Raw genomic sequence first — 14,842 nt, forward strand, 5'->3', positions numbered from 1 at the left:
CTCTTTGGCGACCTGCAGTTTGAAACGCGCGTCGTATCTGTTCATGTATCCCTCGGGGTTGGATCTGGTGTCCAATTCCCGGGGGTCACTTCAGGACGGGTTTACGGCGTCCCCCGACCCGCCTACCCACCCGGCCAAACCCATGAACCCGAGCTTTTCAGCGACCAACCCAACCCCACCACGGAGGGGCTCCGCCGTTCGCCGACTCCCGCCGAAGGCGCGCTTTCCACGGAAGAAATAATTTTCAAAAGACGTGTCGATTCCCAGCCCCCTGGTTCGTTGTACCCAGTGAAGGGCACGCACCACGCGTCCCCACGGGAGACCGCAATGAAAGTGATGGTGATCGTGAAGGCCAACGCCGACTCCGAAGCCGGCCGCATGCCCAGCGAACAGGAATTGTCCGAAATGGGCGCCTTCAACGAACAACTGGTGGCCGCCGGCATCATGCTGGCCGGTGAAGGCCTGCACGCCACCCAGCGCGGTCGCCGCATTCATTTCGGCAGTGGCGCGCCCAAGGTCGAGGCCGGTCCGTTTGGCCCCGCCAGCGAACAGATCGCCGGCTTCTGGCTGTGGGACGTGCGCTCGCTGGACGAGGCCGTTGAATGGGCCAGCCGCGCGCCGTTCAACAGTGGCGGCACGCTGGAGCTGCGTCCGCTGATCTCCGCCGAAGACTTCGGTGAAGCCTTCACCCCCGAATTACAGCAGCAGGAACAGCGTTTGCGTGCACAGCTGGAAGGTTGACCCGGTTCATTTCCCCCGCCGGGCATGGCCCGGCGCTACCACCCTGAAACCCACGACGGAGCATTGCCATGAAATTGATTCCCTTCCTCGGCTTCAGCGGCCAGGCCCATGAGGCGATGGCGTTCTACGCCAAGGCACTCGGTGGCCAGGTCACCTCGGAAATGAAATACCGCGACATGCCGCCCTCCGATGGCTCGCCGGGCTGCAACGAGATGCCGCCGGAAACCCTGGACCACGTCGCGCACAGCCAGCTGGAAATCGGTAGCGCCATCGTGATGGCGGCCGACGGTCCCGGCGGCGGCGAGGGTGGCTCGACCACCATCAATGTCGACGTCGACAGCATCGAAGAGGCCGAACGTGTATTTGCCGCGCTGGCCGAAGGTGGCCAGGTGCAGATGCCGATCGCCGAAACGTTCTGGGCGCACCGCTGGGGCATGCTGATCGATCGCTACGGCAAGCCGTGGATGGTCAATTGCATGAAGCAGCCCTGAGTCCTCTTTCTTTCATCCACAAGGAGCTTCACCGATGAGTGCACCGCAACCGCAGATGATCTTCGTCAACCTGCCCGTGCAGGATCTGAACGCATCCAAGGCGTTCTTCGCCGCGCTGGGCTACAGCTTCAACCCGACCTTCACCAATGACGATGCGGCCTGCATGGTCATCAGCGAGAGCATCTTCGTGATGCTGCTGACCCAGCCGTTCTTCAAGCAGTTCACCAACAAGGCGATTGCTGATGCGCACAGCTACACCGAGGTGATCACCTGCCTGTCGGCCGACAGCCGCAAGGCGGTGGACGTGATGGTGGACAAGGCGCTTGCGGCGGGTGCCAGCGAACCGCAGCCGGCGCGCGACTACGGCTTCATGTACCAGCGCGGCTTCCAGGACCTGGATGGGCACCTCTGGGAAATCGCACACATGGACGGCGAGCCGGGCTGACGGCCGTCGCAAGGGAGAACCCTCATGGCTTACGTGGATGCTTACGTGCTGCCGTGCCCACAGGACAAGGTGGCGGCCTACCGCCGCCTTGCCCGCAAGGCCGGTGCGGTGTGGAAGGACCATGGCGCGCTGCAGTACATGGAATGCGTGGCTGACGATGTGGAACCGGGAAAGAGCACGTCGTTTCCGCGTGCGGTCAAGGCCAAACCTGGCGAAACGGTGATCGTCGCCTTCGTGGTGTTCCGTTCGCGCGCGGCGCGCGACCGTATCAACGCGAAAGTAATGGCGGACCCGCGGCTGGCGTCACTGGGCCCGAAGGACATGCCGTTCGATACCAAACGCATGTTCTGGGGTGGCTTCAAGCCGATTGTTGAAGCGTGAGCTGCGGCGCTTGTGCGGGCCGGGCGTGCGTGCTGTGATCGGCGCATGCTCGAGCCCGCACTGAAGCAGCGTCTGGAAACCCTCTGGCGGATGGAGTCGCCGGTGTTGATCGCGCGCCTGGCGCGGCTGCTCGGGGGCGATGTCGGCCGCGCCGAGGAGCTGGCCCAGGACACCTGGCTGGCCGCGCTGGAGCGCTGGCCGGAGCAGGGCATCCCGGACAACCCCGGAGCCTGGCTGATGACCACCGCGCGCAACCGTGCCATTGATGTGCTGCGCCAGCACCAGCGGGTGGCGCAGCAGCATGCGCAGTGGGGCGAGGAGCTGCATCCGGCACCCTTGCCAGCACCGGACGACAGCCAGGCGCTGGAAGATGATCTGGGTGACGACCTGCTGCGGCTGATGTTCGTGGCCTGCCATCCGGTGCTGCCGGCCGACGCACGGGTGGCACTGACCCTGCGCCTGCTTGGTGGCCTGACCACCGTGGAGATCGCGCGCGCGTTCCTGCAACCCGAACCGACCATTGCGCAGCGCATCGTTCGTGCCAAGCGCACGCTGGCGCAGAAGCAGGTGCCCTACGAGGTCCCGCGTGCTGACGCGATGCCCGAGCGGCTTGGTTCGGTGCTGGAAGCGATCTACCTGGTGTTCAACGAAGGCTATGCGGCCAGTGCCGGTGACGACTGGATGCGCCCGGCGCTGTGCGAGGAAGCGCTGCGGCTGGCACGGATCCTGGCCCACCGGCTGCCGATGCCGCCGGTGCTGGGCCTGCTGGCGCTGATGGAACTGCAGGCGTCGCGCGCGGCAGCGCGCGTGGACGCGCACGGCGCGCCGGTGCTGCTGGATCAGCAGAACCGTGCGCGCTGGGACTGGCTGCAGATCGAGCGCGGACAGCAGGTGCTGGCGCGCGCGCTGGCCGCCGGTGGCGGCGATGATCCCTACGTGCTGCAAGCACGCATCGCGGCGTGCCATGCGGCTGCGCGCCGCGCCGAAGCCACTGATTGGCCGCGCATCGTGTCGCTCTATACACAGTTGCTGCAGGTGCAGCCTTCGCCAGTTGTCGCACTGAACCGGGTAGTGGCGGTGCTGCGCAGCGAAGGTGCCTTCGCTGCATGGGCACAGCTGCAGCCGTTGCTGGACGATGCGCGCTTGCGCGATTACGCGCCGTTGCAGGTAGTGCGGGGCGAGGTACTACAGACGTTGGGGCGAGAGCAGGACGCACGTCACGCTTTTGCCGAAGCCGCCAGGCTCAGCCAGAACCAGGCGGAGCGTGGCCTGCTGCGGCAACGGGCCGGTCTGCCCCCTTTGGAGTGACCCCGACGAAGGCAGCACTTGTCGGCGGGCCCGCGAGCCGTTATGTTTCGCGCCCAGTGGACGCATGCGCGTCTGCTTTCCGTGCGTATTGACCGAGGAGCGGTTGGATGTATTCAAGGACGAAGAGCGCATCGCGCGCTTTTGCGCGCCTGCTCGCCTGTGCCCTGTGCGTGGCCGTATGGCCGATGGCCGTGCAGGCCGCAGACAAATCGCAGCAGGCCTATTGGGCCGGGTTTGCCTACACCGCTGATGCCGCCGCCGTGCAGGCGACCACGCCGCATGCGCATGCGGTGCTGGAGAAGCGCGGCCTGATTCCGCTCAACCAGACCCTGGTGCAGGCGCTCAAGCGCCGTGCGCCGGCCCACCTGGAACTGATCGACCAGCCAGTGGCGATGCTTGACGGCACCACCAGTGCCACCGTGCTGGCTGCCGCGCTGGACCGCGAACTGGTGTCTGTCGAGCCGATCGGCAGCCAGTACAAGGTGCTGGTGGAAGTGGCGCTGCAGGCGCTGTTCTTCGACTTCCGCGAGCGCCAGGTGATCGCGTCCTATCCGCTGACCCTGCAGCGCATCGACGTGCAGGACTACCGTCCTGACAGCGACGATATCGACGCGATCGTCGCTGATCTGCTGTATGGCAACGCCAGCACCAGCCTGTCGCAGGTCCTTGCAGCCAGCCTGGCCCAGGCCAAGCTGCCGGATGCTGCGGTGCGCCGCCTGCAGGTGGGCGGTGTAACCCTGTCCGATGCAGTGCGCGCCAAGTTGCCGGACCCGAAGTGGGAAGCGCCGCTGCGCGCCACCCTGGCCCATGAGCTGTCCAAGACGCTGTCGTCCAATACCGGTGTCGGCCTGCTGCCGCCGGCCTCGGGCCAGGCGATCGGTGGCGCGATGGCGGCCCGCTTTGCCGATGGCAAGGTCTACCAGCTGAAGATCCCCGAGCCGGACTACGTCATCAACCTGCAGGTCGATGCGCTGAAGAACGGCGTGATCGAAGAAACCCCGGCGATGAAGACGATGCTGTTCGGCGCCTTCTTCACCGCCAAGGTGACCGAGCCGTTCTCCGGCAAGGTCTATTTCGAACAACCGCTGCGCAAGGGTGCCACCAAGGTGGTGCCGGTCACGCAGTGGCAGGTCGACCAGTGGTCGGCCAGCTACGAAACCCTGCTGGCCGGCTTCGACGCCTTCGCCGGTGCCGCCGCCAAGCGCGCTGATTCGCGCGGCTGGCTGGACGAACAGAAGCCGGGCGGCCGCCCGTTGCAGCAGCAGACCCAAGCCCTCCAGGAGTTGATCAAATCATGTCGTTGATGCGTACCATCCTGCTCATCCTCATCGCCCTGGCGGTGGCCTCGCCGGTCGCCGCACAGACCGCCAGCTCGCGTGGTACCGGTTCGGCCAGCTACAGCCTGCGCCTGAGTGCCGATACCCGCGCCCAGGCCATGAACAAGGCCAAGGTCAATGCCCTGGAGGCGTACATCGCTGAAACCGGTGCGGCCAAGCTGCGCCTGTTCGAAGCCCGTCGCGCCGAGTTCATCGGCGAGATCGACCGCTACGTGCTCAGTGCCGTGCAGCTGTCGGACAACGAAGACAAGAAGGCCAAGACCTACAGCGTCACCGTCCGCGCAGAGATCAACACCACCCTGCTGCAGACCAAGCTGGATGCTGGCTCGGCCGTTGCTGGCGCCACTGCTGCGCAGCGCTCGCTGCTGACCTTCCTGTTCATGGCGCGCTCGCAGGACACCGTGCAGTCGTTCCAGGACAAGGAATACCGCCGCGTCGACGCCAGCAGCAGCTACAGCGAGAACACCCGTGAAGGCGACAGCTTCCGCGGTAACTCGGTCAGCACCAACGGCAGCATCAACCAGAACGGTTCGATGTCGGTCACCAGCGGTGGCAGCACCACCCAGCGCAGCGACAACATCAGCTGGAAGGTGGCCAACGCCGCCGAAGTGAACACCGCGATGACCGGTGCCTTCAGCGCCGCCGGCTACGAAGTGGTTGAAGCCGAATACGTGGAAGGCGAGTCGCGCGGCCTGCTCAGCATCGAGCGCATCCGCAAGGACTTCAGCACCGGCAACGACCTGGCCCCGGCCACCCTGCGTGATACCGCCAACGGCATCCGTGCGGCCAACATCCCGTACATCGCCGTCGGCACCCTCGACGTCGGCATGCGCGACCGCGATCCGGCCAGCGGCAACACCCGCGTGTTCGTCACCGTCACCGGCAAGGTGCTGGACGTGACCGGTCGTTTCCCGCGCACCGTGTCGTCGGTGGGCCCGGTGCAGTTCTCCGGTACCGGCCCGAATGAAACCGTGGCCCGCACCAATGCCCTGCAGCTGGCCGCCGAGAAGGCTGCCCAGCAGATGATCAACGAACTGAACGTCAAGGCGGTTCGTTGACGTTACCGCTGCGCTCGCCGGGCATGGCCCGGCGCTTCCGGCTCTGGTGGGTGCCGCGCTTGCTCGGCACTGACCCGCTGCCATACCCGATCTTGCGCGCCGCATCGCGGCCGTCTCTCCCAAAGGACTCTCACATGATCCGCAATACTGCTCTTGTCGTGGCCATCGCGGCCGCCACCCTGTCGATGCCGGCCCACGCCCAGTTCGGCAAGCTGAAGGACCTGGCTGGCGCCGCTACCGGCACCTCCAGCAGCAGCGCCTCCAGCGCCGCCGCTCCGGACGAAGCCGCGCAGGAAGCGCTGGTGCGTCGTTTCGTCAGCTCGCAGTCGCACTCTCTGCAGGCCCAGACCTCGTTCGCCCGCGCCTTCGGCCTGGCCGAGCAGGTGCAGCTGCTGGAAGCCGAGCGCCAGGCGCTGTCGTCCGGTTCGGTCAGCGTCGATGCCATGAAGAAGTCGGTGTCGGTCAGCGAAGCCGCCCAGGCGGCCATCAACGAGCGCCAGGCCGCACAGCCGGAACTGAACGCTGAATCCAAGCAGCACTACGCCGAAGGCCTGGTCTCGCTGCTGTCCTCGGCTGCCGAAGCGCAGAAGCTGGGCGGCGAAGCCAGCAGCTTCACCGCCGGCATGAAGAACCTGGGCGCGACCCAGCTGGCCACCGTCGGCCGCAAGCTGGCTGCCGGTGCGTGGGTGGCCAAGGAATCGCCGGGCTTCATCAAGGGCCTGTACGGTTCGACCAAGTCGGCCGTGACCTTTGCCAAGAAGAGCAAGGTGAAGGTGCCGTCCAACGCCGATTCGATGCTCGACTCGCTCTGATCCGAGGCGAATCTCCATGCGTATGACAACCCGTTTGATCGGCCTGGGCCTGGCCGCCGCGCTGCTCGCAGCCTGTGGCAAGCAGGACACCCCGGCTGCCGCGCCCACACCCGCCAAGGACAAGGCAACCAGTGCACTGGCCAGCAATGCGCCAGTGGAAGCAGCGCCCCTGCGTGGCACGCCGGATTTCGGCGGCACCACCCAGGTCGCGCGTGAAGCCGACGGTATCGGCAGCACCCCGGAACTGGCGGTGCTGGCGGCATTGCAGTCGGCGGTGGCGCAGGTCAACGGCGTACGCGTGGCCAGCCAGATGCAGAGCCTGCGTGCAGGCCTGCATGTGGATGTGGATGGCGAACACGTCGGCGATATCCGCGCCGACGCGTTTACCCAGCAGATGATCGCCGGCTCGCAGGGCGCGGTGCTGGGCTATGAAATCCTGTCGCAGGATGAAGTGCGTCAGCTTGACGAGGAAACCGTCGCCCGCGTGCGTGCCAGCGATGAAGGCTGGAGCTTCAAGGGCTCGGCCTCGGCCAGTGCCTCCGGCGAAGCATCGGCCAAGAGCGGTTCGGCCTCGGCCAGCGTCAGGGAAAGCTACGACGAGAAGGTCAACGTCGATGCCAAGCGTGGCGCAAGCTCGTTCGATTCCGATGTGACCCATCGCAGCATGCGCAGCTACTGGAAGGTGCGCGTGCGCGCGCAGATCGCCCAGTACCGCGCACCAGACGAGCAGGGCAAGCCGAAGATCGTGGTTGCCCTGCCGCGCACCAAGGCCGGCAGCTACGCCGTCGGCGACGGCCGCGTGGATGCCGATGAAGTGGCAGATGCGATCCGCGCACGCCTGTCCGACACGCTGACCCAGACCCAGCGCTTCATCGTGCTGGACCGCGAATTCGGCGACGAACTGCAGGCCGAGATCGACCACATCAACAGTGGCAACGTGCGCCTGCAGGACACCGCACGCGTGGGCCAGCAGCTGGCTACCGACCTGATCCTGATCCCGACCATCGAACGCTTCGAGTACCCGCGCAGCGTGCGCAACCTGCGCATGTCCGACCGCCAGGTGACCTCGTACTCCGGTGGCGGCCGCATCACCCTGCGCCTGATCAACGCCACCACCGGCCAGGTGGTGATGTCCGACAGCTTCGACCACCAGCTGGCCTCGACCGGCCCGAGCACCCTGCCGCGCGTGGTCAATGGCCGCAACATGGCCGCGGCGATGATGGAATCGCTGTCCGGCCAGATCGGCACCACCATCGTCACCACGCTGTTCCCGGTGTCGGTGGTTTCGGTGGACGGAGACCAGGTGGTGCTGAGCCAGGGCGGTGACACCGTGCAGGCCGGCCAGCGCTGGCAGGCCGTGCGCCTGGGCGAAGAACTGAAGGACCCGCAGACCGGTCGCTCGCTGGGCCGCAGCGAACACCCGTGCTGCACCATCCGCATCGACCGCGTGGCCGCACAGACCTCTTACGGCACCATCGAAGACGGCGTCGACGCCATGCGCGGCGGCTTCCGTCCGGGCCAGATTGAACTGCGCCAGAAGCTGGGCAGCAAGCCGGCTGCCGCCGCTGCTGGCGGCGCGACTGCCTCGGCCGCACCGGCCGCCGCCGCGCGCCCAGCGGCCAAGCCGAAGCCCAAGCCCGCTGCCGCCCCGGCCGAAGACCCGAACTGGTAACACGCCAAGGCAGCACACAGATGGGGTCAGAGCCCTTTCCCGCCGGGAAAGGGATCTGACCCTTTCTTGTTTCCGCCCGTGTCGACCAAGGTCGACACCTACCAACAGCGGTGTGTCGCCCAAGGTCGACACCCACCAACAGCAGCGGGAACCTGTCGAAGGCGGGGTGGGTCCGGTTGCGGGGGCGTGAGCCGCATGGATGCGGCGACCGAGCTTACATGGACGTACTTGCAGCGGCCCCCGCAACCGGACCCACCCCGCCATCCCACGGAATGCCGCTGTTGCTTCAGCTGTTGCTGTTGCCCTGGCTTCGGCAGGTGCAGGGCGCAGCCCTGCCGAATCCCATTACACTCCAGAAGGATTTCCCTGCTGGAGAGAGCAATGAAACGAGCAGTACTGGGCGTGCTGGCCCTGTCAGTGTCGAGCGCACTGATGGCGGCCACCCCGAAATTCGATGGCGCGCGGATCTCCGCCGACGTCAAGGAACTGGCCTCCGACGCCTACGAAGGCCGCTCCCCGGCCACCGCCGGCGAAGAGAAGACCGTCACCTATCTCAGCAAGCAGTTTGCCGACGCCGGCCTGCAGCCGGGCGGCGACCTCAAGGACGGCAAGCGCCTGTGGACCCAGGCGGTGCCGCTGCGCAAGGGCGACATCGTCGGCGCACCGCAGCTGGCGCTGCACCAGGGCGGCAAGACCGTTGCGCTGGAACAGGGCAAGCAGATCGCCGTGCGCGCCGCCATGAACGGCGCCAGCAACGTCGACATCAGCAAGGCCCCGCTGGTGTTCCTCGGCTACGGCGTCAAGGCACCGGAGCGCAACTGGGACGACTTCAAGGGCGTGGACCTGAAGGGCAAGATCGCCGTCGTGCTGATCAACGACCCGGATTTTGAAACCGGCCAGGGCGACTTCGACGGCAAGGGCATGACCTACTACGGTCGTTGGACCTACAAGTACGAGGAGGGCGCACGCCAGGGCGCGCTGGGCGTGCTGATCGTGCATGAGACCGCACCGGCATCCTATGGCTGGGCCACCGTCGCCGGCTCCAACACCAACACCATGTTCGACGTGGTGCGTGACAACCCGGCCGACAGTCACCCGTTGCTGGAAGGCTGGATACAGCGCGACTTGGCCGTGGAGCTGTTCCGTTCGGCCGGGCAAGATTTCGAAGCGCTGAAGAAGAAGGCGCAGCAGCGTGACTTCACCCCGGTGCCGCTGACCGGTGCCAGCCTGGATGCGAAGTACGCGGTGAAGACCGAAGTGATCACCTCGCACAACGTGGCCGCGCGCCTGGAAGGCAGCAGCCACCCGGACGAGACTGTCATCTACAGTGCGCACTGGGACCACATCGGCGTGGGCGAGCCCGACGCACGCGGCGACCGCATCTTCAACGGCGCGCTGGACAACGCCAGCGGCACCGCATCGCTGATCGAACTTGCCCGCGGTTTCGCCAAGCAGAAGCGCCCGCAGCGCTCGGTGCTGTTCCTGGCGGTGACCGCCGAAGAGAAGGGCCTGCTGGGTTCGGAGTACTACGCCACCCATCCGCTGTATCCGCTGGAAAAGACCGTGGCGATGATCAACATGGACGGCATGGCGCCGTTCGGCCCGTCGCGTGACTTCGGCATCTACGGTGCCGCGCGCTTCGAACTGCTGGACCAGCTGAAGGACGTGGCCAAGGGCTGGGATATCCGCTACACGCCGGACCCGAAGCCGGAAGCCGGCCTGTTCTTCCGCTCCGATCACTTCCCGTTCGCCAAGCGCGGCGTGCCAGCGCTGTCGTGGTCGGCTGGCCAGGATTGGGTGGACGGCGGCGTGGCGGCAGGCAAGAAGGCCTCGGAGGACTACACCGCCAAGCGTTACCACCAGCAGGGCGACGAATGGCAGCCGGACTGGGTGTTCGCCGGTGCCGCCCGCGACCTGGAAGTGCTGTACACGCTGGGCAACCAGCTGGCCAACTCGCGCAGCTGGCCGAACTGGAGCAAGGACGAGTCGTTCCGCGCCGTGCGTGACGCCAGCGCCGACCAGCGCAAATAAGGCAACGCGCCGGGCTTGCCCGGCGCCTCCCTGGTAGTGCCGGCCGCTGGCCGGCAACCCTGTGATGCATGCGGAGATAATGGGGAGCCGGCCAGCGGCCGGCACTACCAGATGGGCTTCCATCCCCGCTTTCCGGCCCTTCGTCGCAGGCCGCTTGCTTGCCGGATGGGCCGCCCTATGCTCGGCTCACCCCCTTCCACCAAGGCGCCGCCGTGATCGCCAGCCTCTCCCTCATCCTCCGTCACCTGCTGGCCTGGGCCGCGGCACTGTTTGTGGCCGGCATGGTCTGGAGCGGCATTTTCAGCGGCATGAACGACGGCCCCGGCTGGGTGTTCGGGCTGCTGGTGATGTTCCTGATGATCTCGGCGCTGGGCAGTGCGGTGACCCATGTGCGCCGGGTCTGGCTGGTGGCCGGCCGCCTCGATGGCGCCACCCTGTCCGGGCGCCAGCGTCGGCAGATCGAACTGCCGATGGATGCCGGCCACGCCTTCGCGGTGGTCGAGGCGGCGGTGGGCGAGCTGCCGCGGGTGGAGGAGGTGGAAAGCTCGGCCGGCAGCCTGCAGGTGCGCGCCTATGTACGCCGCGTCGATCTCTGGAACGGCCGCCAGCCCTCGCGCTGGAACCTGCCGGCGCGGCTGGCGATCAAGCGCAACAGCGTGCTGGCCACGGTCACGCCGGGGCAGGGCACCAGCACCGTCACCCTGCTGTTCGAACCGGACGCAGGCTGGTGGGCCGACCTGTTGGCGCTGGACGAGGGCAGCAACTACGAGAATGCCGAAGCGGTCACCCGCGCGATCAGCCGCCGTGTTGCCGACCAGCGTCGCGACGAGCAGGCCGCCGCCGAACAGACCCAGGTCGAAAAGGAGCTGTCGGTGGCGCGGCTGAACCTGCTGCATGCGCAGGTCGAACCGCATTTCCTGTACAACTCGCTGGCCAACGCGCAGGTGCTGACCCGCACCGATCCGGCGCGCGCCGAACAGATGCTCGGTCATCTGATCCAGTACCTGCGCAGTTCACTGCCGCAGGTGGACGAATCGGTGTCCACCCTGGGCGTGGAGCTGGAGCGCACCCGCGCCTACCTGGAAATCCTGCGTATCCGCATGGGTGCGCGGCTGGCGGTGGAAGTGCAGGTGCCGACTGAACTGCACGAGGTGAAGCTGCCGGCGATGGCGCTGCAGACGCTGGTGGAAAACGCGATCAAGCACGGCCTGGAACCCAAGCCCGGCGGCGGCACGATCTGGATCCTGGCGCGTGGTTTCGATGACCATGTGACGGTGACGGTGGCCGACGATGGCCTCGGCTTCGGCCAGGGCACCAGTGGCACCGGCATCGGCCTGAAGAACCTGCGCGAGCGCCTGCGCCTGACCTGCGGCGAGCAGGCCGGTGTGGCGATCGTTGCCAACTTCCCCAGCGGCGTGGCCGCGACCATGACCCTGCCGCAGTCGGCCAAGGAACGCAGCCATGCCGCTTGAAGCGCTGATCGCCGAAGACGAAGAACTGCTGCGGCAGTCACTGGTGGAGCAGCTGGGCCGGCTGTGGCCGGAACTGAAACTGGTGGCCGAGTGCGAGGACGGCGCCAGTGCGCTGGAGCAGCTGGCCGAGAAGCAGCCGGATATCGCCTTCCTCGACATCCGCATGCCTGGCATCAGCGGCATCGAGGTAGCACGTTCGCTGTCCGAACTGAGCCCGCGTACCCAGGTGGTGTTCGTCACCGCTTATGACCAGTACGCCATCGATGCGTTCGAGCAGGGCGCGATGGATTATCTGCTGAAGCCGGTGAGCGACGAGCGCCTGCTGGCCACGCGCGAGCGCATCCTGTCGCGGCTGCCATCGACGCGCCAGGACGACGCGGTGCTTGAACGCCTGCTGCAACGGCTGGGTCCATCGCAGGGCAGCGCCGACCACCCGCCGCTGGCCTGGATCACCGCCAGCAACGGCCGCGAGACGCAGCTGATCATGCTGGAGGACGTGGCCTACTTCCGCGCCGACAACAAGTACACCACGGTGGTCACCGCCGCCGGCGAAAGCCTGCTGCGCACGCCGCTGCGCGAGCTGCTGGAAGTGCTCGACCCGCAGCACTTCCGCCAGATCCATCGTTCGACCATCGTCAACATGAAGGCGGTGGCGGCGGTGAGCCGCGACGATACAGGGCGCGGTGTACTGCGCCTGCGCCAGCGTGCGGAAACACTGGTGGTCAGCCAGCCCTTCATGAGTCTGTTCCGCGGCATGTAGCCGCGCCGCATCTTCCGATACCCGGAGCTTTCCATGCGTTCCTTCCTGCTTATGGGCCTCGCTGCTTTGGCGCTTGCCGGTTGTCAGAAGTCCACCGAGACCGCAATTACCCGCACCAACGCCAATGGCGTGGACACGCTGTACAGCAAGCGCACCGTGGTGGATGGGGTGGCGCGCTTCGAGTGCATCGCCAGCCGTAGCGGCCAGTGCCACTACCTGGTCCTGGACCCGGCCTGCAGTCCCGATGCCGTCTGTGCGAAAGCGCCGATACGGTCGTTCGCGGTGGCAGTGGGAGAGACGCGGGAGTTCAGTGACCTGCCGAAGGGCTTCAACCAATGCGTCAGCGAGGAACGGAAAGAACAATGCCACCGTGAGTGATCACGGTGGCATTGTGGGTCCCCCCGCTTCCCCGAAGGGTCAGTAGGCTGGCTGCAGCGTCAGTTCGTGGTGGTGCTCGGTTTCACCCACGTGGTTGAGGCGTCCCACCAGTTCCGAATGCTGCTTCATGCGCCCGATCTCGGTCATGATGCGGATGTCCTCATGGCGCAGTTCACGCCGGGCGGTGACCGCCTGCTTGTAGTCCAGCACTTCCGGATAATGCTCGGCCAGGTCCAGCGCCTCGGCCACGTGCTCGACGCTGTCGGCCTTGGAACTGATTCGCGCGCGGCTGTTGAACGCCTTCATCCAGCGCTCGAAACCGGCGGTACGGTCGAACATGTTGGCCATGAACCAGATCACGAACAGGATCGATACCCATGAGCCGAACACGATCACCACGCGGGTGAAGGTGATATGGAAATCGTCACGCCACAGGTAGTTGGCAATCAGGCCGAGGATCAGCAGCGACGCCGCCTGCCAGCCCACGATCGAGGCGATCAGCCATTGGCACTTGGCCTGGGCGAGCACAGCCACTTCGTCGCGGATCTGCTGCTCGCTGAGGTTGCGCCAGTGCGCGACCTGTTTATCGAACGGGCTGCTGTAGAGCTCGTTGTCGCGAAGCAGAATTCCCAAACCCTTGAACAAAGCAATCATGGCTGGCTCCTTGTGGAACGTGCGTCGATCAGCGTTGGACGGTGTGGCAGGTTCAGTTCTAGCACTTCCAGCGAGCCGTGCAATGGGGCCAAGGCCAAGCGGCGCAAGGCTTCTGTCTGAATGAGTGAATGTTGCTGCATTGCAGCATCGCGGCTGCAGCCTGCGACAAGATGTCGCAGGGTGAAACGTGCTGCGGCCGCACATGAAACCGTGGCTGAGTGCGGAGACTCGCCGTTGGCGTCGTGATCGCCCAGAATCGGGGCCGACCGCGCAGCGCGTGGCCGTTCTTCCGCCTTCCCTGGACCTGTGATGCCGGCTCTGCTGCAGCGACTCTCCCGCCCCGTGACGGCGCCGATCCGGCGCTGGGTCCTGGAGGCCTTCCCGCGTGGCCAGAGCGGCATCGATTACGACCACCCGCTGGGTGACCCGGGCTGGTTCGGCCCCGACAGCGTCACTTGGCGGCTGCACGCCGAATTCCCGTCGATGCTGGCCGGCGGCCTGTGCGCACTGATGCTGCAGACCCTGCACCCGCGGGCGTTGGCCGGGGTCTACGACCACTCCAATTTCCGCCAGGACCTGGTGGGCCGCCTGCGCCGCACCACGGCCTTTGTGGCCGGCACCAGCTATGCGCCCGCCGGCGAGGTCGAGATGCTGGTGGCCAAGGTGCGCCGCATCCATGCGCAGATCCGTGGCCAGACCGCGCAGGGTGAGCACTATGCGGCGGACGATCCGCAGCTGCTGACCTGGGTGCACGTGACCGAGGCGTTTGGCTTCCTGCAAGGCTTCCGCCGATACGGGCGCGAGGTGCCGGCGCACATCGCCGATCGTTACTACGACGAGTACCGCTGCGTGGCCGAGGCATTGGGTGCGGTGGATGTGCCGCGCAGCGAAGCGGAAGTGGCGGCGTACTTCTGCGCGCGGCAGCCGGAGCTGCGCGTGGACGAGCGCTCGCGCGAGGTGCTGGAGGTGTTGTCCGGTGTGCGCCTGCCGGTACCGGTGCCAGGCCTGTCGCGCGAAGTATTCCTGGGGGCCGGTGCCGCGCTGCTGCCGGACTGGGCCGAAGGCATGCTCGAACGCAATGGTCGCCAGCGGGCGCAGGCGGCCGCGTCGGCGAAATTGATGCGGGGCATGGCGCCGCTGTTCCGCCGCGCGCTGCCCGATGGCCTGGCCAGCCGCGCCTGCACGCGCGTGGGCGTGCCGGTGGATGTACTGCGCGAGTGGCCCACCGTTCCCAGGTAGGTGCCAACCTTGGTTGGCACGCGTTGCGCGCGGTGCGGCAGAAGAGCCAACCAAGGTTGGCAT

At 66.5% G+C, this 14,842-nt stretch carries 15 protein-coding genes; 14 read left to right on the top strand and 1 reads right to left on the bottom strand.

Features of this window, described 5'->3' with window-relative positions; translation table 11 throughout:
* Positions 1 to 327: 327 nt before the first annotated feature.
* The 13 genes from AC0Z6F_RS15715 to AC0Z6F_RS15775 all read left to right on the top strand — a co-directional run bounded on the left by AC0Z6F_RS15715 (position 328) and on the right by AC0Z6F_RS15775 (position 12,886).
* Positions 328 to 741 carry a YciI family protein gene (locus AC0Z6F_RS15715; RefSeq protein WP_049424778.1) on the top strand — a complete coding sequence of 138 codons (414 nt, stop codon included), beginning with the start codon at positions 328 to 330 and terminating at the stop codon, positions 739 to 741.
* A gap of 68 nt (positions 742 to 809) precedes the next feature.
* On the top strand, positions 810 to 1,232 hold the full coding sequence (locus AC0Z6F_RS15720) for a VOC family protein (protein ID WP_005407887.1): 423 nt from the start codon (positions 810 to 812) through the stop codon (positions 1,230 to 1,232).
* A gap of 34 nt (positions 1,233 to 1,266) precedes the next feature.
* The gene (locus AC0Z6F_RS15725; RefSeq protein ID WP_485617754.1) at positions 1,267 to 1,677 is read left to right on the top strand and encodes a VOC family protein; all 411 of its coding nucleotides are present in this window, start codon (positions 1,267 to 1,269) and stop codon (positions 1,675 to 1,677) included.
* Between the two features lie 24 nt (positions 1,678 to 1,701).
* Positions 1,702 to 2,058 carry a DUF1428 domain-containing protein gene (locus tag AC0Z6F_RS15730; RefSeq protein WP_032128771.1) on the top strand — a complete coding sequence of 119 codons (357 nt, stop codon included), beginning with the start codon at positions 1,702 to 1,704 and terminating at the stop codon, positions 2,056 to 2,058.
* Positions 2,059 to 2,103: 45 nt separating this feature from the next.
* Positions 2,104 to 3,366, top strand: coding sequence for an RNA polymerase sigma factor (locus tag AC0Z6F_RS15735; RefSeq protein ID WP_485617752.1), 1,263 nt, complete (start codon positions 2,104 to 2,106; stop codon positions 3,364 to 3,366).
* 107 nt (positions 3,367 to 3,473) lie between these two features.
* Positions 3,474 to 4,670, top strand: a complete 1,197-nt coding sequence (locus AC0Z6F_RS15740; RefSeq protein ID WP_004140033.1) for a hypothetical protein — start codon at positions 3,474 to 3,476, stop codon at positions 4,668 to 4,670.
* Positions 4,661 to 5,761 (top strand): hypothetical protein, encoded by a 1,101-nt coding sequence (locus AC0Z6F_RS15745; RefSeq protein ID WP_065724776.1) that lies wholly within the window; start codon positions 4,661 to 4,663, stop codon positions 5,759 to 5,761. Before AC0Z6F_RS15740 ends, AC0Z6F_RS15745 begins: the two co-directional genes overlap by 10 nt.
* A gap of 134 nt (positions 5,762 to 5,895) precedes the next feature.
* A complete protein-coding gene (locus AC0Z6F_RS15750) occupies positions 5,896 to 6,573 on the top strand; it encodes a hypothetical protein (RefSeq protein WP_004140043.1) in 678 nt (225 codons plus the stop codon).
* 16 nt (positions 6,574 to 6,589) lie between these two features.
* Complete coding sequence (locus AC0Z6F_RS15755) at positions 6,590 to 8,245, top strand: CsgG/HfaB family protein (RefSeq protein WP_065724775.1); 1,656 nt, start codon at positions 6,590 to 6,592, stop codon at positions 8,243 to 8,245.
* A 381-nt stretch (positions 8,246 to 8,626) separates the two neighbouring features.
* The gene (locus AC0Z6F_RS15760; protein ID WP_485617749.1) at positions 8,627 to 10,276 is read left to right on the top strand and encodes a M28 family metallopeptidase; all 1,650 of its coding nucleotides are present in this window, start codon (positions 8,627 to 8,629) and stop codon (positions 10,274 to 10,276) included.
* A 212-nt stretch (positions 10,277 to 10,488) separates the two neighbouring features.
* Complete coding sequence (locus tag AC0Z6F_RS15765) at positions 10,489 to 11,748, top strand: sensor histidine kinase (RefSeq protein WP_012509918.1); 1,260 nt, start codon at positions 10,489 to 10,491, stop codon at positions 11,746 to 11,748.
* Positions 11,738 to 12,508 carry a LytR/AlgR family response regulator transcription factor gene (locus tag AC0Z6F_RS15770; RefSeq protein ID WP_004140108.1) on the top strand — a complete coding sequence of 257 codons (771 nt, stop codon included), beginning with the start codon at positions 11,738 to 11,740 and terminating at the stop codon, positions 12,506 to 12,508. The genes AC0Z6F_RS15765 and AC0Z6F_RS15770 overlap by 11 nt, the downstream gene beginning before the upstream one ends.
* A 33-nt stretch (positions 12,509 to 12,541) precedes the next feature.
* The gene (locus AC0Z6F_RS15775) at positions 12,542 to 12,886 is read left to right on the top strand and encodes a hypothetical protein (RefSeq protein WP_012509919.1); all 345 of its coding nucleotides are present in this window, start codon (positions 12,542 to 12,544) and stop codon (positions 12,884 to 12,886) included.
* Positions 12,887 to 12,925: 39 nt separating this feature from the next.
* On the opposite strand, the gene AC0Z6F_RS15780 is transcribed toward AC0Z6F_RS15775, so the two are convergent.
* Positions 12,926 to 13,540 (bottom strand): hypothetical protein, encoded by a 615-nt coding sequence (locus AC0Z6F_RS15780; RefSeq protein WP_012509920.1) that lies wholly within the window; start codon positions 13,538 to 13,540, stop codon positions 12,926 to 12,928.
* A gap of 309 nt (positions 13,541 to 13,849) precedes the next feature.
* Between AC0Z6F_RS15780 and AC0Z6F_RS15785 the strand changes: the two genes are divergently transcribed.
* The gene (locus AC0Z6F_RS15785) at positions 13,850 to 14,779 is read left to right on the top strand and encodes an oxygenase MpaB family protein (RefSeq protein ID WP_012509921.1); all 930 of its coding nucleotides are present in this window, start codon (positions 13,850 to 13,852) and stop codon (positions 14,777 to 14,779) included.
* The last annotated feature ends 63 nt before the right edge of the window (positions 14,780 to 14,842 follow it).

The organism is Stenotrophomonas sp. 1L-E-5-B-C3, assembly GCF_057292075.1.